At 56.6% G+C, this 18079-nt stretch carries 11 protein-coding genes; 10 read left to right on the forward strand and 1 reads right to left on the reverse strand.

Features of this window, described 5'->3' with window-relative positions; translation table 11 throughout:
- Positions 1–141 precede the first annotated feature (141 nt).
- From serS to HY010_06920, 6 genes are all read left to right on the forward strand, one after another.
- Positions 142–1434 (forward strand): serine--tRNA ligase, encoded by a 1293-nt coding sequence (gene serS / locus HY010_06895; GenBank protein ID MBI3475441.1) that lies wholly within the window; start codon positions 142–144, stop codon positions 1432–1434.
- A 28-nt stretch (positions 1435–1462) separates the two neighbouring features.
- Positions 1463–1903, forward strand: coding sequence for a hypothetical protein (locus HY010_06900; protein MBI3475442.1), 441 nt, complete (start codon positions 1463–1465; stop codon positions 1901–1903).
- Between the two features lie 13 nt (positions 1904–1916).
- Positions 1917–2615: an outer membrane lipoprotein carrier protein LolA gene (locus tag HY010_06905; GenBank protein MBI3475443.1), complete on the forward strand. Its 699-nt coding sequence runs from the start codon at positions 1917–1919 to the stop codon at positions 2613–2615.
- 137 nt (positions 2616–2752) lie between these two features.
- Entirely contained in the window at positions 2753–2968 is a 216-nt protein-coding gene (locus HY010_06910; protein ID MBI3475444.1) for a hypothetical protein, read from the forward strand.
- 189 nt (positions 2969–3157) lie between these two features.
- Complete coding sequence (locus tag HY010_06915) at positions 3158–6607, forward strand: TonB-dependent receptor (GenBank protein ID MBI3475445.1); 3450 nt, start codon at positions 3158–3160, stop codon at positions 6605–6607.
- A gap of 33 nt (positions 6608–6640) precedes the next feature.
- A complete protein-coding gene (locus HY010_06920; GenBank protein ID MBI3475446.1) occupies positions 6641–8647 on the forward strand; it encodes a sulfatase-like hydrolase/transferase in 2007 nt (668 codons plus the stop codon).
- A gap of 50 nt (positions 8648–8697) precedes the next feature.
- Here the strand turns inward: HY010_06920 and HY010_06925 are convergent, their stop codons facing one another.
- Positions 8698–10125, reverse strand: coding sequence for a glycosyltransferase family 39 protein (locus tag HY010_06925; GenBank protein ID MBI3475447.1), 1428 nt, complete (start codon positions 10123–10125; stop codon positions 8698–8700).
- A 110-nt stretch (positions 10126–10235) separates the two neighbouring features.
- Here HY010_06925 and HY010_06930 point away from each other — a divergent pair, with 110 nt between their 5' ends.
- The 4 genes from HY010_06930 to pruA all read left to right on the forward strand — a co-directional run bounded on the left by HY010_06930 (position 10236) and on the right by pruA (position 18060).
- Positions 10236–13751: a glycosyltransferase gene (locus HY010_06930; protein MBI3475448.1), complete on the forward strand. Its 3516-nt coding sequence runs from the start codon at positions 10236–10238 to the stop codon at positions 13749–13751.
- A 65-nt stretch (positions 13752–13816) separates the two neighbouring features.
- Positions 13817–15190 (forward strand): tryptophanase, encoded by a 1374-nt coding sequence (locus tag HY010_06935; protein ID MBI3475449.1) that lies wholly within the window; start codon positions 13817–13819, stop codon positions 15188–15190.
- A gap of 58 nt (positions 15191–15248) precedes the next feature.
- Positions 15249–16280: an alpha/beta fold hydrolase gene (locus HY010_06940; GenBank protein MBI3475450.1), complete on the forward strand. Its 1032-nt coding sequence runs from the start codon at positions 15249–15251 to the stop codon at positions 16278–16280.
- 184 nt (positions 16281–16464) lie between these two features.
- Positions 16465–18060 carry an L-glutamate gamma-semialdehyde dehydrogenase gene (gene pruA / locus HY010_06945; GenBank protein ID MBI3475451.1) on the forward strand — a complete coding sequence of 532 codons (1596 nt, stop codon included), beginning with the start codon at positions 16465–16467 and terminating at the stop codon, positions 18058–18060.
- The last annotated feature ends 19 nt before the right edge of the window (positions 18061–18079 follow it).

Below are 18079 nucleotides of genomic sequence, written 5' to 3' on the forward strand. Positions count from 1 at the left end.
CGGGAACAATCAGGTTCGTTGAGGGCTATCCGCAAGCAAGAAGGTCTGATTTCTGCCCGATCTGATTTTTGCCAGTATTTTCGGCGTGAACTCTGTTGTCCGTGCACACGGAATCGCACTTTTCAGCTAAAGTAAATTGACATGCTTGATTTGAATTTTGTCCGCGACAATCTGGCGCTGGTGGAGGAAAAGCTGCGCCAGCGTGGCATGAACGCAGCCGAGGCGTTAAAAGACTTTGGGGCGATCGACACGGAACGCCGCCAGGCAATCACGGAGAACGAGACGCTAGGGGCGCGACGTAACCGTGCGTCCGAAGAGATTGCGAAGCTCAAGAAGAGCGGCCAGGATGCCTCCGCGCTGATTCAGGAAACCAAGGATTTGCGGGAGCAGATTCAGGCCGCCGAGAAACGGGCGAGTGAAGGTGATGCGCGGCTTAAGGAAATCCTCACCGCCATTCCCAATCTTCCGCATGCCAGCGTTCCTGTCGGCAAGAGCGCGGATGACAACGTAGAGGCACGGCGCTGGGGAACGCCTCCGGAGTTCGACTTCAAGCCGAAGCCGCACTGGGAACTCGGCGAGCAGTTGGGAGTCCTCGACCTGGAAACTGCCGCGAAGATTTCGGGGGCACGCTTTGCGGTGTACTGGGCTCTAGGGGCGAGGCTGGAACGTGCGCTCGCAAATTTCATGCTCGATCTGCACACGGGCGAGCACGGATACACAGAAGTTCTGCCGCCGTATCTGGTGAATTCCGAGTCGATGTATGGCACCGGGCAGCTGCCAAAATTCGCGCAGGATTTATTCAAGGTCCCACATGGCGAAAAGGATCTTTGGCTGATTCCGACCGCAGAAGTGCCGGTCACGAACCTGTATCGCGATGAAGTGCTCGATAGCAGTCGACTGCCGATTTCGCTCACGGCGTACACGCCATGTTTCCGCAGCGAAGCCGGTTCCTACGGAAAAGACGTGCGCGGAATCATCCGGCAGCATCAGTTTCAGAAAGTGGAACTGGTGAAGTTTTCACATCCCGACAAGTCTTACGAGGAACTGGAGAAGCTGACGCACAACGCCGAGGTGGTATTGCAGAAACTCGGATTGCCCTATCGGGTGATGTCCCTGTGCACCGCCGACATGGGATTTTCCTCGGCCAAGACCTATGACATTGAAGTTTGGCTGCCGGGGCAAGGACTGTTCCGCGAAATTTCTTCGTGCTCGAACTTCGAGGCATTTCAAGCCAGGCGTGCGAACATCCGTTTCCGTCCTGAAGGCAAGAACAAGACTGAACTTGTGCACACTCTGAACGGAAGCGCGCTGGCCGTGGGTCGAACGTGGGTGGCGATTGTCGAGAACTATCAGCAGGCCGACGGCAGCGTTCGTATTCCGGAGGCGCTGCAACCTTATATGGGGACAGACCGCATCACGGCGAGAGGTTTCTGAGTCCGCTGATGCGAGCATTTGCTATCGTATGAATTCCCAAATAGACTGGCAGCGTTCCGAGTCTCTGACGGTGCAGCCTGCCGACAACTCCTCCATGGGCGCGATCTGGCGCACAATTCGCGGATATATCCTCTGGTCCTACGAGCGTGGCAGCTTGCATTACGACATCATGGTCACGCTGATCCTGATCTTCGTTTTCGTTTCGCCCCTCTATATCAACTTTAACGACAAACCGGTAGAGCGGAATCCGCATCCTACTGGAGTGATGGTGATTCCCGATGCACATGGCGGGCTGATCTATCAGATTCCGGCGTCCGCGGTGAACATGGGCAACGGCATCGATATTCGCCAGCAATTGCAGCGCATCGTGGAGCCGATCTCCGGCGCAGTGACGGTTACGGGATATGAAACGACGAAGGACGCCGCTGGGCACGTGCAAAGTTATAAGGTTTCGGTTGTAAAGGAGTAAGGCAGAACCTGTCATGAGGACCGTTCGCGCCACCATCCGAGGACTAGCCGTGATGTTGCTGCTGACGGCGGCTGCCTGGCCGCAAGGCGATGCAACCGGCCTGGACCGCGTTCTGGCTCAGATGGACACTGCTGCCAGGAACTTCCGGACGACCGAAGCCAGTTTCGTGTGGGACCAGTATCAAAAGGTGATCGACGAGACGGATACGCAAAAGGGCAGAATCTTCTTCCGGCGGCAGGACAGCGAAACGCAGATGGCGGCTGACATTTCCGAGCCGGACAAGAAATATATTGTCTACAGCGGTGGCAAGGTGCAGGTGTACCAGCCCAAGATCGATCAGGTGACGGAATACAACCCTGGCAAGAATCGCAGCGACCTGGAAAGCTTCCTGGTGCTTGGATTCGGCGGGAGCGGGAAAGACCTTCTCAAGTCGTATGACGTCAAGTATGACGGAGCCGAGTCGGTAAATGGCACGCAGACGGCGAAGCTGGAGTTGACTCCGAAATCCGCGAAGCTGCGCAGCAACATCGCAACCATCATTCTCTGGATCGATCCCGCGCGGGGAGTTTCCGTACAGCAGAAGTTCTTCGAGCCGAGCGGGGACTACCGCCTGGCAAAGTACGCGGAAATCCAGCTTAACCAGAAATTGCCGGATGGCGCTTTCAAAATAAAAACCACCGGCAAAACCAAATTTATCTCTCCCCAAGGGTAGACAACCGACCAGGGGTTTACCAATTCAAGCGAACCACAGAATGAAGCTGAAAAAGAGGAGATCGGAAGATATACTGCAAAACAGCACTTCGCTCTCGGCACTTGGCAACTGCTAAGACTGAGTGCTGACGGCTCACTATGGCGAAAGTATTTACAATTCCGGTCCCGCCTGATCTAGGCAGAAAAAAGCGCGAACGCACCGACGACAGCCGTTATGTCGACGGGCAGAAGATGCTGGTCGAGGCGATGCGCTATCTTGCTCAGTCCAATAAAGAAGCCAATCGTTCCGCAATTGAATTGCTCTCCGAACACGTCCGCACGAAATTCCGCATGAGTGACTCGCCGCTCGGCTAGGTTCAACACTCAACATTCACTTACGACATGTTCCGAGTCGTTTGTTGACCTGACCATCGGTCAGTGTTGAATGAATCGAAATTATTACGAGCCCCTTTGTATTGACATTCGTCTAAAGCCAAATACACTAATCGGCACACACGCGGTCGAGTGATCCTTCCCAATCGATTGCGTCAGAGGGGGCTTCCCATGCGGTTGTTCCGTTTTTCGCCCACCATTCTGTTGGTGATTCTCACGTTCGTTTTGTCGTTGTTCCTGCAAGCACAGACCATCACGGGCACCATTTCCGGAGATGTGACTGACAGTACAGGCGCGGTAGTTGCAGGCGCGACTGTCACGGTGCAGAACATCGGCACAGGCGAGACGCGAACCGCGACGACGACTAGTACGGGCAGCTATCGGATCCCCGACCTTTCGATCGGCAAGTACAAGGTGACGACGGGTGCCCAAGGCTTCAAGTCGGTCACCCGGACGGCGGAAGTTGCCACGGGCGCTGTGACGCACTCCGATTTCGCGCTCCAAGTCGGACAACGCAGCGAGGTCGTGGAAGTGGAAGGGAGTGCCCCGCTGGTCGACCTCTCGCCGAACAACAATAATTATGTGGACAGCGAGAAGATCGCGAACGTCCCGATTAACGGGCGCGACTTCAATTCACTGCTTGCGATTACGCCCGGCGTGCAGCGTGCCCCGGGCGGGGGGTTCCTCGCCGTCAGCATCAATGGATCTCGGACTACTGCCAACAACTATTTCATCGACGGCATGTATAACAACGACCGTTACTACGGCGACTCAGCCATCGGACAGACGGGCGTAGTTGGTATTCCGGCAACGATTTTCCCACCAGAAGCCATCGAAGAGCTGACGGTGCAGGGCACACCGTCGTCGGAGTTTGGTGTAAAAGGCGGAGCGCCAATCTTGCTGGGAATGAAGAGTGGCACAAATTCATGGCACGGGTCGGCGACATGGATCCGCCACAGTGGATTTGGCGATGCAGCCAACTATTTTTCCAATCACGTGACCGATGGTTGCGCAGCGCCCGGTGAGTGTAAACCCACGCAAATCCACAACAATCAGTTCAATGGCACTATCGGTGGTCCGCTCATCAAGGACAAAGCGTTTTTCTTCCTGTACTACGAAGGGCAGCGTTACAAGTCGCTGGCTGTGAGTTCCCGACTGGTACCGACGCAAGCGCAGATTGACGGCGCAAAGCAAGACATTCTGGATAATGGACTTGAAATCAATCCTACCGGGCAGGCCCTTCTGGACTTTTTCCCGGTTCGTGACAACGGATTGCTGATCGCCCAGACACCTACGAGCGCGAAGGCTGATGGTTTTGGAGTGAAATTCGATTACAAGTTCTCTCCAACCAATTCCGTGGCAGTGCGCTACATTTTCGGGGACAGTTTCCAGAGTGCACCCGCATTTGCTGGCCTGCCGGCAGGAGGCAATAACCCGGCCGACCTCTTCAACTCCGTGGCTCCTTCTCGAGCACAGATGGCCGGACTCAGCTGGACTTGGAATCTCAGCAACAACAAGATTCTGGAAAGCCGGCTAGGCTTCACGCGTTTTGCGCAGATTTTGGACGTAAATAACAAGATCAATCCAGCGGACCTGGGACTCGATACCGGTCCGCTTACCCCGGGCGATTACGGCGTACCGTACGTCTATCTTCTGGGACTGGGCTATGGAGGCTACATCGGTGGAGTGCAGGGGTATCCGCTGACCACAAGACCTGATCAGACGTGGGATTGGTCAGAACATTTTTCGTGGGTAAAAGGGAATCACACGATCAAATTCGGCGGTAATTTCCAGCGCGCGTTCACCAACAGTCTTCGCAACAACGCGCGAACGGGAATGACGCTGGGCTATTTCACGTATTACACATCGATCTCTGGAGATCCGGTCCAAGATGAGATCGAGCAACTGTTGCTGGGGAAGGCTGATAACGCGAACCGTGCGTTCGGCGATACCCACCGTTATCTTGCGCAGAATTCGGTTGGGTTCTACGCTCAGGACGATTGGAAAATTAAGCCTCGCCTCACATTGAATTACGGCCTGCGGTACGAAATCAACGGTAGTCTCTACGATCGCAAGAACCAGGCATCAAACTTCTTCCCGGATCGAGGGCTGGTGCAGGTGGGGCAGGGAATCGACCGGCTCTACAATGTAGACCACGGCGACTTTGGTCCGCACGTCGGGTTTTCATGGGACATTTTTGGCAGCGGGAAGAGCGCGCTGCGCGGCGGGTATTCGCTGAGTTATGACGTCCCGAACTTTGGGGCGATCGCCTCACCTTATTCGTTTGCGCGGGCACGTGCTGGGGCATTCACGCAATCCAATCTCGGTATTTTTTCGGTTTCCATTACCGGTGATGTGGCGAACTGCGTTTATGCGTGCCAGGACCCTCCTGTGTCGAGTCCGCCACCTACGGCTGGCAACTGTTTTGACCCGGTCTCGGGAGCCGGAGACTACCTCTGCTTCAATCAAGGACCTTTGTTTGGGCCGAGTCCTTCCGGTTCGCCGCCATTCAATGCATTTTCAATTGTGCAGAACTTCAAGACGCCCCGTTCCCACAATTACAACCTGAGTTTGCAGCAGCAAATCTCACGCAATAATGTGTTGACGGTGGGCTACTCCGGGCAGCGCGGGCAGAACCTGGTTTTGTACCGCGACATGAACGCCAGCCCGATTGGTGGCGACGGTACGCGTCCTTTCGACAACGTCTTCTTCGGCGAGGACGGTACACCAGATTTCCGGCACATTATCCAGGCGACCAACCTGCGCTATTCCCGCTACGACAGCATGCAGGTTTCGTTCAACCAGCGCGGCTGGCACGGGTTGGATACGCAGTACAACCTCACGTGGAGCAAGTGCTTCGACACCAACTCGGTGAACCGCGGCGGCGCAGGCGACTATCCGCAGATCAACAACGACGGCACTTCGCGCATGGTTAACGTCGATGACAATCGAGGGTTGTGCGATCACGACGTCCGCCTGAACTTCAACGTGGGTGGCGTCTACGCGATGCCTCAAATCCCGATGGTGGGAGAGCGTTTGGGCAAAGGGTGGCAGATGAGCACAATTTTTACAGCGATTGGAGGACGTCCGTTCACGGTACTGTTGGGCGGCGGCGGGGATCCTTCCGGGCAGGGACTGACGGGCAGCGCGATCCGCGCGTCATGGGATGGGACGCCGGTGCAATACAACACCCGGAATCCCGATCAATACGTGGTCGAGAACTTTACTGCGTACGATCAACTTGATCCCTGCGGCAGAGAGGGTTCACCAGACCCTGACAATCCAGGCCACTTTTTTGGTGGACAGTCTCTGAGTCCCTTCTTTGTGCCGTGCGCAGGGACGGTTGGCACTTCACGTCGAAACCAGCTGAAAGGCCCCGGACTTGCTCAGTGGGACATGACGCTGGCGAAAGTCACGAAAATTAGTGAGAAAGTCAGCCTGGAGTTTCGTTGGGAAGTTTTCAATGTTCTCAATCGAGCGAATTTCCACTACTTCCCAGACAATACGTTGGGCTCCAGTTTCGGCACGATTACCAAGACGTCCGATGTTGCTTCCGGGAATCCGGTTGTAGCTCAAGGCGGGCCGAGAAACATGAACTTCGGGTTGAAGCTAATTTTTTGAAGAAGAGATCTGCGGATTAGCGGGAGTCTGCCTATGGTAGACTCCCTTTTTCTTATGCGGTTTCCTGGGCGGCTGTTTTCGTTATTTCTTGCCGTAGGTTTTGCGGCTGCCGCTAACCCTCCAGCCGAACAGCCGAGCCCTAAGAGCGAGACCCTCCCCAACATTATCCTGATCACCCTGGATACTACCCGCGCCGACCGCATGGGGTTCCTGGGATCGAAGCGCGGGCTGACTCCGCATCTCGACGCGATGGCGCGGCAGGGAGTGGTATTCACTCGCGCCTATGCGCACGTTCCGATTACGACTGCGTCGCACACGACGATTCTTACGGGAACGTACCCGCAGTTCAATCATGTAAATGATTTTGGAATTCCTCTTTCGGGGAAGCTGCCGTATCTGCCGGACTTGCTGCGTGCGCAGGGATATCACACGGGCGCGTTCGTGGGGTCGCTGATTCTCGATCCGCTCGACGGTACCGCCCCGGGGTTTGATCGCGGGTTCGAGGTGTACGACGCGGGGTTTCATTTGCGTCGTCATGGAGCGGATCGCTACAAGTCGGTCGAGCGGCGTGCGGATGACGTAGTGAGTCATGCGCTTGCGTGGCTGAGTCAACTGCCCAACGGGCCGTTTTTTCTTTGGGTGCATCTCTACGATGCGCATGATCCGTATGATCCGCCGGCGCCGTTCAAAGCACGATTTGCTGCCGCTCCTTACGATGGCGAAATTGCCTATGCCGATGCCGCTGTGGGGAAACTGCTCGATGCGATCCGCAAACATGGTCTTTATGACGAGACTCTGATTGCGGTGATGGCGGATCATGGCGAATCGCTGGGCGCGCACGGAGAGAATACACACGGAATCTTTCTTTACGACGAAACGCTGCATGTCCCACTGCTCTTCAAGCTGCCCGCAAATCATGCGGCGGGACGGCGCTTGGATATCAGGGCACGGTTGGTGGATGTGGCGCCGACGATCCTGCAAGAAGCGGGAATTGCGATCCCGAAAGAGATGCAGGGGGAGTCGCTGTCGCAGTTGATGACGGCGAAATCGGCAGCGGGGGCGGCCGCCGAAGCGGAGGATCGGGCTGCTTACGCGGAGACGGACTATCCGCATCGCGGCTTTGGATGGAGTTCGCTGCGCGCGTTAAGAACCGGTAAGTACCTCTATATTCGAGCGCCGGAGCGGGAACTGTACAACGAGTCCGCGGATCCGCAGGCAGTGCACAATCTGGCGGGGGCATCGAAGGCAGTGGCAGACACGGTTGGTTCCCAGTTGGACGATTTTCGGGCGAAGACCAGCCAGACACTGGTCGATCTGGCCAAGCCGGATTCCGAGCAGGTACAGAAACTGCAAGCGCTGGGCTATGTGGCGTCCGACTCAGGCGAGGCAAAGGATAGCGGGAAGATCACCGGCGCGGACCCGAAGGGCAAGATTCAAATTTCCAACTTGCTGCACGACGCGATGTTCGCGGTGGAAGACGCACGCTACGAAGAGGCGATCCCATTGCTGAAGAAAGCGCTGGCGGACCAGCCGGAACTGCCCGTCGCAAATATGCAGTACGGGATTGCGCAGGCGCGTCTCAAGAACTATGCAGAGGCCGTCGGCCCGTTACAAAAGGCGGCCGCGCTGTTGCCAGACAACGGGCTCGGCCGGTACGAACTGGGGTTGGCGTTATTTGAAACGGGTGACTGGAAGGGAGCTGCGCCGCAGTTTGAGGCGGCAGTGGCCAAAGCTCCGAAATGGGCGGATGCGCAATTTTCATTGGCGTCGGTTTATGCGCGTACGGATCGGGTGCCGGAAGCAATGCAACATCTTGATATTTGCCTGAGCCTAGACCCCGCGCATTATCGAGCCAACCTTCTGCGTGGCCGGATTCTATCCTTGCAGCACAAGGCTGCGGACGCAGTTCCGAATCTGGAGAAGGCGGCCGAGGTGCAGCCGGATTCACGCGAGGCGCACTTGTTTCTGGCAGATGCTTATGAACAGCTGGGGGAATCTGCGAAGGCGGCTGCGGAGCGGGCGCGCGCAGGGCAGCGTTGAGAGATGAGACGGGGCAAGCCCCGTCTCTACATATAGATTCTCGAGTGCGATCAGCTTCCTTCGAGATTGGCTTCCCTTGTTCGAGTAAGGAATGCGGCTGCGAGAACGATCACTACCGGATAGCACTCCAAGGTATAGCGGGTTTCCGGGTTCTCCAGTGATCCGAGGAACGCGGAGCGGAGCAGGACAAATCCTCCCAGCATTGCCAGCATACGAATTTGTGAACTTCGCTGGACCACAGCCATCAGAGCCATGGCGACATAGGCAAGATTCAACAGTCCGAAGGTCACGGCCATGATCGATCCTTTTATATCGTCATTAAATTCCCACCAGCGGACGTCCGGCGGGAGTAATTCGGTACGGGGCCTCAGCCACATGTCGACAATCCGCAAAGAGGGAAGCAGGACGTAATAGCGCGTCCGATGCTCGCGGATGCGCTCAGATGCTAACAGCCCGAACCGAACGTCCAGAGCCGCCGTCATGGCGCCGGACTCGTTGTAATCATCGATGAGTGCCAGCGTCGCGTCGCGCTGCTGCGGCGAATCGAAGGCTCGCGAAGGCAGTTTGTCGGGATCGATCTTGTCGCCGGGGACACTCCAGTAAATTTCCTCCACCGAGGCATAGTCGACGATCCAGGTTCTAACCCAGCGATTGAAACCACGGGCGGCGAGTTCGTCGCTTGCGGTCGCGTAACGGGGAGCAAGCGGTTGGAAGCGATGGAGGGTCGTCAGGTTGCGGAGTGTCCAAGGTACGAGAGGGACGAGGGCGCACAGCACGACGATGACTGCCGCATTAATGGCCGGAACAGGGCTTGCCTGGCTGCGCCAGCGTCTGCAAATCACAATGGCAAAGTAGAGACCGATCGCAGCCAGGAGTAGCCCGCCATCGGGACGCAGCAGGATGCAGGCGCCAATGGCCAGGCCCGATGCTACCCACATTTTCCAGTTGTATCGGTCATTCCTCAGAGCTTCGAATGCAGCAACACCACAGTCGAGCGCGAGAACAGTGAAAAAGACTTCCAACGTTTCGGTGAGGACCGCGGCAGCGTAGTTGGCCAGAAACGGGCAAAGCGCAGCCAGCGCGAACGCGATCCGCGCGCTGCGATCGGAAATAGCTCTACGCGCGAGATCGGCGATGAGGAGGCAAGTGCCCAGGTCGAGCAGGATCTGGATAAGCATCACGGCCCGGAAGTTTGCCGGCCCGAAGATTGCGAAGATGGCCGCCAGAAAAGCTGGATAACCCGGTAATCGCTCATCAGTGGGAACAATATTGCCAGCCTGTGTGGTCCCGTAGATGCCATGCTGGAGCCAGTTGGTGGCGAAGTCCGCGTAGATGCGGGAGTCGTCGGTTATGGAAGGGAAGTAGACAAGAAAGCAAAGGCGCAGCGCCAATCCAGCGAGAGCGGTTCCAAGGAAAAACCGGCGATGTCGGAGGAGCAGGCGGAGCACAGGAGAAATATAGCACTCAGCATTCAGCACTCAGCACTCGGATTCTGCCCTCGTCCGTTCTTGCGGCGTTAAGTCGTTTGGCAGAACACTGATTGCTGAATGCTTCAATTCCAAGTGCTACGATGGAGTGGCTCACAGTAATGGCAAAACAGGTCTTCTACGATCCGAAGCAGGCGCGCTGGAAGCGGATACGCCGGGTGTTCGACGCGGCGGCGCTGGCGCTGACCTTGCTAGTAATCTTCTTTATCTACACGGCGCTACGCAGCGAGCCGCTGCCTGATCTCTCGCTGCGAACGGAGAAGCGTCCTTATCACAAACTCAAGGAAGATGAAAAAGAAAGGGCCCGTGAAAAGCGGCGGATGGCGGCGATTGCCCGTTCGAGCCGGCTGCGGCATCCTCGCAAGGCGCCTTCCCAGATCAAACTGAACGCGGAACAGGGTGTCCGGGCTGCATTCTACGTATCGTGGGACGCTGCCAGTTTTTCGTCGTTGCGGGAATATTCCAGCCAGATCGATCTCCTGTTTCCGGTGTGGCTGCAAGTCCTGACTCCGGATGGCCGCCTGCAGGGAGTCGATACAGAAACCAACAAGATGTTTGACGTCGTGCATGACTCGAATATCCATACGGTCGACGACAAGGTCATGGCGTTCGTGAAGTCCGAGAACACCGGTCTGGAAGTTTTTCCGGTAGTGCAGAATTTTGACGGCACCGACTTCTTTCCGGGGATCTCTGACTTTCTCAATAGCCCGGAAGCCCGTGCCCGCTTCCGGCGTGAAATTGGGCTGTTCCTTTCGTCGGATCATTACAAGGGATTGATGGTGGATTTCGAGTCCTTTCCGAAGAAAGGGCAAGTGGGTTATGTGGCGCTGCTGCAGGAGCTTTCTTCCGACCTGCACGCTCGCGGGATGAAGCTGTACACCAGCGTCCAGGTTCGTAATCAGGACTACGATTATGCGGCGATCTCGGCGGCGGTAGATGGCGTCGTCATCATGAACTACGACGAGCACTATCCGGGAGGAACACCGGGGCCGGTGGCGTCACAGGAATGGTTTGCGTCGAACGTACAGGAGGCGATGAAAATCATTCCGAAAGAGAAGCTGATCTGCGCGATCGGCAATTATGGCTATGACTGGGTGGAGAAGCCGAAGAAAGGCAAGTTGCCACCGGGACTGATCGACAAGAACGTCTCGGTGCAGGACGCGTGGCTGGGATCCCGCGACTCAGAAGAAGATATTGATTTCGACGGCGACAGTTTGAATCCGCACTTCAGCTATCTCGACGAGCAAAACTTTCGCCACGACATCTGGTACCTGGATGCCGTGACAGCTCTGAATCAGATGCGGTCTGCGCAGACCTTGGGGATTGAGACGTTCGCTCTGTGGAGACTTGGCGCGGAGGACCGTTCGCTCTGGCGGGTATGGGATATACCGGGAGATGCGGATGCCGTCAATAAATTGCGCCAGGTTCCGCCCGGACAAGATGTCGATATGGAGGGGCAAGGTGAGATTCTGCGGATTGAGGCGCGGCCCGCAGAAGGCGAACGCGATCTGAAAGTAGATGCCTCGACCGGTCTGATTGATTTCGAGACATTTAACGCACTGCCCGAACCGTATCGCGTAGCGCGTTACGGAGCCAGCCAGAAGCAGCTGGCGATTACGTTTGATGACGGCCCCGATCCGCAATGGACTCCCAAGGTTCTCGATGTCCTGAAGAATGAGCATGCACCCGCAACGTTTTTCCTGATCGGCCTGCAAGCCGATAATTTCGGGAGTTTGACTAGCCGCATCTATCGCGAGGGGCATGAGATCGGGAATCATACGTTCACCCATCCCGACATCAGCAACATTGGATCGCGCTACATGCAGGTGGAACTGAACCTTACTGAGAGGCTGCTTGCGAGCCGGCTAGGCATCCGCACGCTTCTCTTTCGTCCGCCGTATTCGATCGATCAGGAACCGGATACAGAAGATCAGGTGCGTCCACTCGAACTTACCCAGGACATGGGGTACATCACGATCGGCAACAAGATTGATCCCAACGACTGGCGCGACAATCCGCGACACACGGCCGAGCAGATTGCGACCGACGTGCTGGAACATTTGCCTCCGTGTGCGGTCAACGATCAACGCTGCGGCAACATCATCCTGCTGCACGATGGCGGCGGGAATCGCGCGGAGACGGTGCGGGCGCTGCCTTTGATCATCGAAGGGGCGCGTGCTCGCGGATTCGAGTTTGTTCCCGTGTATCAGTTGATGGGCAAAACCAAGGTGGACGTGATGCCGCCGTTACGCGCCAATGAATTCTGGGGCGCGCGGCTGAACTGGTTGAGCTTCGGGCTATTTGACGGATTACTCGTCGCCATCGTCGTAGTCTTTTTTGTGGGCGACGTGCTCATGACGGGGCGCCTGGCTTCGATCGGCATATTGGCGGTTTACGATCGTCTGCGCTCGCAGGTGTTTGGAACGCCGGAGCAGGTAGCGGTCCATCGGCCGAAGGTAGCGATTCTGATTCCTGCGTATAACGAGGAGAAAGTGATTGAGCGCACGATCCAGGGTGCGCTCGATTCCGATTATCCAAACTTGCATGTGATTGTGATTGACGACGGGTCAACGGATCGGACGCTCGAAGTCGCACGGAGTGCTTTCCGCAGAGAAATCGCCGACGGCAGGGTCGTGATTCTGGGCAAGAAGAATAGCGGCAAAGCAGAGGCACTGAACTTCGGGCTGGAACATATCGGCGATGCGGAATTCTTTGTCGGTATCGATGCCGACACAATTATTGCGCCGGACGCAATCGCGCGTATGGTGCCGCATTTCATAAATCCGAGAGTTGGAGCAGTGGCGGGTAACGCAAAAGTCGGCAATCGTGTAAATCTGTGGACGCGCTGGCAGGCGCTGGAATATATCACCAGCCAGAACTTCGAGCGGCGCGCGCTGAACACGATGGGTGCAGTGAGCGTGGTGCCGGGTGCCATCGGCGCCTGGCGTGTGAGTGCGGTTCGCGACGCGGGCGGGTATCACGTGGACACAGTCGCAGAAGATGCGGACTTGACCATGGCGCTGCTGCGCGACGGATACCGCGTAGAGTATGAAGATCTTGCGCTGGCGTTTACAGAGGCTCCCACCAATGCAAATGGCCTTATGCGACAGCGCTTTCGCTGGTCGTTCGGGATTCTGCAGGCGGTCTGGAAGCATCGCGGAGTGTTTGCGCGCAAGGGAGTGCTGGGTTGGGTGGCCTTGCCAAATATTCTAATCTTCCAGATATTGCTCCCCCTGGTGTCGCCTTTTATCGACATCATGTTTCTGGGCGGGGCGCTCTGGTATGCCGTCAGAAAATACTTTCATCCTGATTCAACGGATCCCAGTGACTTCATCAAGCTGGTCGTATATTTCGCGGCATTTCTGATCATTGACTTCCTTGCGTCGGCGATTGCATTTGCGCTGGAGCGCCGTCAGCCCGAGGCTCGGGAAGATGGATGGTTGTTGAGCCAGGTGTGGCTGCAGCGATTCGCCTACCGGCAGTTGTTTTCCGTGGTGCTCATCAAGACACTGAAGCGTGCCATTCAAGGCAGGCCGTTTGCGTGGGACAAACTGGAGCGTTCGGCTGATGTCAACTATGTGCCTGCAGAGAAGCGCGACTCGGTCAATGTGCCGTAGCGGTCTGGATCGCAGTGAAGTTGAAATTTATCCCTGGCTGTTTGCTAACGTAGGAGATCGAAATTATGCCACGCACTATTATCGAGCCGTTCCGCATCAAGAGTGTCGAGCCGATTCACTGGACGACGCGCGCCCAACGGGAACAGTTTCTTCATGCCGCCAACTACAATCTTTTTCTGTTAGCAGCGGACGATGTGTTGATCGATCTCCTCACGGACTCTGGCACGGGAGCGATGTCGACCCATCAATGGGCGGCGATTATGGAAGGCGATGAGAGCTACGCGGGCAGCAAGAGCTTCGAGCGCTTCCGATCGTCGGTGCAGGATATCTTCGGTTACAAGCATGTGATCCCGACCCACCAGGGGCGGGCAGCGGAACGCATCCTCTTCAGTGTGATGTGCAAGAAGTGTGACGTTGTCCCCAACAATACGCACTTCGATACCACGCGCGCCAATGTGGAATTCACAGGTGCAGAGGCAGCGGACCTGGTGATCCCGGAGGGGCGCGAGCCCAGCCTCAAGCATCCATTCAAGGGGAATATGGATGTGAAGGCTCTCGAGGCTCTCATTGAGAAGGTAGGCCGCGAGCGGGTTCCGTTGGTGATGTTGACGGTGACGAATAACTCCGGCGGTGGCCAGCCCGTTTCGATGGAGAACGTGAGGGCTGTTCGCGCAGTCTGCGACCGGCATCGCATTCCTCTGTATTTCGACGCGTGCCGATTTGCGGAGAACGCGTATTTCATCAAGATGCGGGAACCGGAATACGCCAACAAGACTCCGAAGGAAATCGCACAGGAAATGTTCCGCTATGGAGATGGTTGCACGATGTCCGCCAAGAAAGATGGCATGGCGAATATCGGCGGCTTCCTGTGCACAAATAATGACATCCTGGCGCAGCAGGAAATGAATCTGTTGATTCTGACGGAAGGGTATCCAACGTACGGCGGTTTGGCTGGCCGCGATCTGGAAGCGATCGCAGTCGGGGTGCAGGAAGCTCTGCACGAGGATTATCTGCATTACCGTATTGCCTCCACCGCCTATCTTGGCAATCACATCGCGGAAGAAGGAGTGCCGATCGTGCAGCCGCCGGGCGGACACGCAATCTATATCGATGCGCGCGCTTTCCTGCCGCATGTGCCCTCGGATCAATTTCCCGGAGTGGCGCTGGCGAACGAACTCTATCTCGAAGGTGGGATTCGTTCGGTTGAGATTGGGACCCTGATGTTCGGCGCGGCTGCCAAGATGGATCTGGTCCGGTTGGCGATTCCCCGGCGCGTGTACACGCAAAGCCACGTTGACTACGTGGTCGAAGTAATCCTGCAGGTTTGGAAGAATCGCGCGCGGATTCCGGGCATGGTTCTCGATTACGAAGCTCCGTTCCTGCGACATTTCACGGCGCGTTTGAAACCGACGGAAGCAGCGGTCGCGGCCCGGCCCTGATGGCGTTGGGACTTTCGACTGCCTTGCAGACACTCGTCCTGCGCTACAATTCGACTCGATGAAAATCCTCGGGTTGCGTTCTGTCGTTCTTCTGCTGCTCACGATTCCCGTCTTTGCTCAAGATGGCCAACAGCAATTTGCCAGTCTGGGCGATTTCAAACTGGTCAGCGGAGAAGTAATCCGTGATTGCCGTATTGGCTATCGCATATACGGACACCTCAATCCTGAAAAATCAAACGTCATTTTGTTTCCGACTTGGGCTACAGGGACAACGGAACAGCTTGCCGGGCAAACTGCTCCGGGCGGACTCGCCGACAGCGGCAAATATTTCGTCGTGACGGTGGACGCTCTGGCAAACGGCGTTTCTTCCTCGCCCTCAAATAGCCACGCGCAGTCGCGCATGAAGTTTCCTCGGATCACGGTGCGCGACATGGTGAATACCCAGCATCAACTGTTGACGGAAAAGCTTGGCATTTCCCATGTCAGAGCGGTGATGGGGATTTCGATGGGAGGCATGCAGACGTTTCAGTGGCTGGTCTCGTATCCGGAATTTATGGACAAGGCGGTGCCGATCGTCGGCTCGCCTCGACTGGCAGCCTACGATCTAGTCCTCTGGAAATCGGAGATTGACGCGATCAAGAAAGATCCTGCATGGAAGAATGGAAACTACGCTCACAACCCTGCTGGCATTCAACTGGCCGAACTTGGAGCGCTCGTAGGCAAGACGCCGCAGCGTTTCAACCAGGAGACGAGCCGTGCCCAGGTTCTGGCGACGCTGGATGACGAATCCCGGAAGACCCGCCTCGACGCAAACGATCACATCCGTCAAATGGAAGCGATGATGGGGCTGGACGTATCGGATGTTTTTGGCGGGTCGATCGAGAAGGCAGCGGCTGCGGTGAAAGCGAAGGTGCTGGTGGTGGTAGGCACCTACGATCATGTGGTTACTCCGGAGCCGGCAAAAGCTTTTGCCAAAATGATGGGAGCGCAGGTGCTGGAGTACAACAGCGATTGCGGACATCAGACGCCTGCGTGCGAAGATAAGACGATCAACCCCCTCGTGGAGGCGTTCCTGGCCGCCGGGAAGTAATGCTTCCAGCGGGAGGATTCAGTCCGGGCGCAGCAGGTTAGTCCGTCGGTGACGGTGGTGACGAACTTTGCGGCGGAATTGAACAAATAGCCTCCAGTTTGACAAACCGAGGAATGCGCCTCTTCCGGGTGTAAAATGAGATTTCGCATTCTGTTACGCTCCCAGCACCGAAAGGATTCATCCTATGGCAACTCTTGAAGCTCCACCGCGTCCGCGCGTCGATCTGCATGCAGGTCCGTTTGTCACAGAGCCATTTTTTGATTTCAGCCGCGACGACAATGCGCGCAAGATGCGAGCCGCGATCGCGAAAGTGCGTGGGCAACTGGGCCGCGAGTATGACTTGATCATCGGCGGCAAGCGCGTCAAGACTTCCGACAAGATTCGATCCATCGATCCAGCGAAGCCATCGCAGGTGGTTGGCATTCACCAGAAGGCCGGTAAGGACCATGTAGAGCCGGCGATGCAGGCTGCGCTGAAGGCGTTCACAACCTGGAGCCGGACAACGGTCGAAGAGAGGGCGTCGTTGCTGTTCCGTACCGCCGACCTGATGCGCGACCGCAAGATGGAATTCATGGCATGGCTGGTATTTGAGGTTTCGAAGAACTGGGCCGAGGCTGATGCCGACATCTCCGAGACAATCGATTTCTGCGAGTTCTATGCGCGCGAGGCGCTGCGCTTTGCGACCGCCGAAACTCCGATTACCCTGCCGCGCGAACGCGACAGCCTGATGTATATCCCGCTGGGAGTGGGCGCAGTGATTCCTCCGTGGAATTTTGCGTGCGCGATCATGGCGGGGATGACGCTGGCTTCGATTGTCAGCGGCAACACGGTGGTGTTGAAGCCCTCGAGCGACTCGCCCACGATTGCAGCGAAGTTCATTGAACTGCTCGAAGAGGCGGGCATGCCCGAGGGAGTGGTCAACTTCTGCCCGGGCGGCGGCGCGACCTTTGGCGATGCGATTGTTTCGCATCCGAAGACGCGTTACATCGCGTTTACCGGCTCACGCGAAGTTGGACTCCACATCAACCAGTCCGCGGCCAAGCAGCAGCCAGGCCAGCTCTGGATCAAGCGGACTATCCTCGAAATGGGCGGCAAGGACGCGATTGTCGTGGATGCCGACGCGGATCTTGACTCGGCTGTGGAAGGGGTTGCTCAGGCCGCGTTTGGGTTCCAGGGGCAGAAATGCTCGGCGTGCTCACGCGCGATCATCGACGAGCGCATTTATGACAAGTTCCTCGAAAAACTGAAAGCGAGAGTGGAGCGCATCACTATCGGCGATCCTGCTGAGAATCCGGGAATGGCGGCGGTGATCAACGAAGGATCGATGAACGATATTCTCCGCTACATCGAGATCGGCAAGAAAGATGGACGGCTGATCACGGGAGGCGCACGAGCGACCAATGCCGGCGAAGGATATTTCATCCAGCCGACGGTGATTGCGGACATCCCGGCGAAGTCGACGCTCGAACAGGAAGAAATTTTTGGACCGGTGCTGGTGGTAATCAAATCGCGTAACTTCGATCACGCGCTGGAAATTGCGAACGATACTGAGTTCGGATTGACGGGCGCCGTGTATTCGAGTTCGCGTGACAAACTCGATCGTGCGGTCCGCGAATTCCACGTCGGCAATCTCTACCTCAATCGCAAGTGTACGGGCGCGATGGTCGGTGCCCATCCCTTCGGTGGATTTAACATGTCAGGGACTGACTCGAAATCGGGCGGCCCGGATTATCTCTACCTGTTTACGCAGGCGAAGAGCGTAGGCGAGAAGATCGTGTAGCCATTACGTTCGTACGGTA

The sequence above is a fragment of the Acidobacteriota bacterium genome (genome assembly GCA_016196065.1).
Taxonomy (GTDB): Bacteria; Acidobacteriota; Terriglobia; order Terriglobales; family Acidobacteriaceae; genus Acidiflorens.

Coding starts and splice junctions, on each gene's coding strand:
- HY010_06920 (MBI3475446.1), top strand. CDS start 6,641: ATGGTAGACTCCCTTTTTCTTATGCGGTTTCCTGGGCGGCTGTTTTCG.
- pruA (MBI3475451.1), top strand. CDS start 16,465: ATGGCAACTCTTGAAGCTCCACCGCGTCCGCGCGTCGATCTGCATGCA.
- HY010_06905 (MBI3475443.1), top strand. CDS start 1,917: ATGAGGACCGTTCGCGCCACCATCCGAGGACTAGCCGTGATGTTGCTG.
- HY010_06910 (MBI3475444.1), top strand. CDS start 2,753: ATGGCGAAAGTATTTACAATTCCGGTCCCGCCTGATCTAGGCAGAAAA.
- HY010_06900 (MBI3475442.1), top strand. CDS start 1,463: ATGAATTCCCAAATAGACTGGCAGCGTTCCGAGTCTCTGACGGTGCAG.
- HY010_06930 (MBI3475448.1), top strand. CDS start 10,236: ATGGCAAAACAGGTCTTCTACGATCCGAAGCAGGCGCGCTGGAAGCGG.
- HY010_06940 (MBI3475450.1), top strand. CDS start 15,249: ATGAAAATCCTCGGGTTGCGTTCTGTCGTTCTTCTGCTGCTCACGATT.
- HY010_06915 (MBI3475445.1), top strand. CDS start 3,158: ATGCGGTTGTTCCGTTTTTCGCCCACCATTCTGTTGGTGATTCTCACG.
- serS (MBI3475441.1), top strand. CDS start 142: ATGCTTGATTTGAATTTTGTCCGCGACAATCTGGCGCTGGTGGAGGAA.
- HY010_06935 (MBI3475449.1), top strand. CDS start 13,817: ATGCCACGCACTATTATCGAGCCGTTCCGCATCAAGAGTGTCGAGCCG.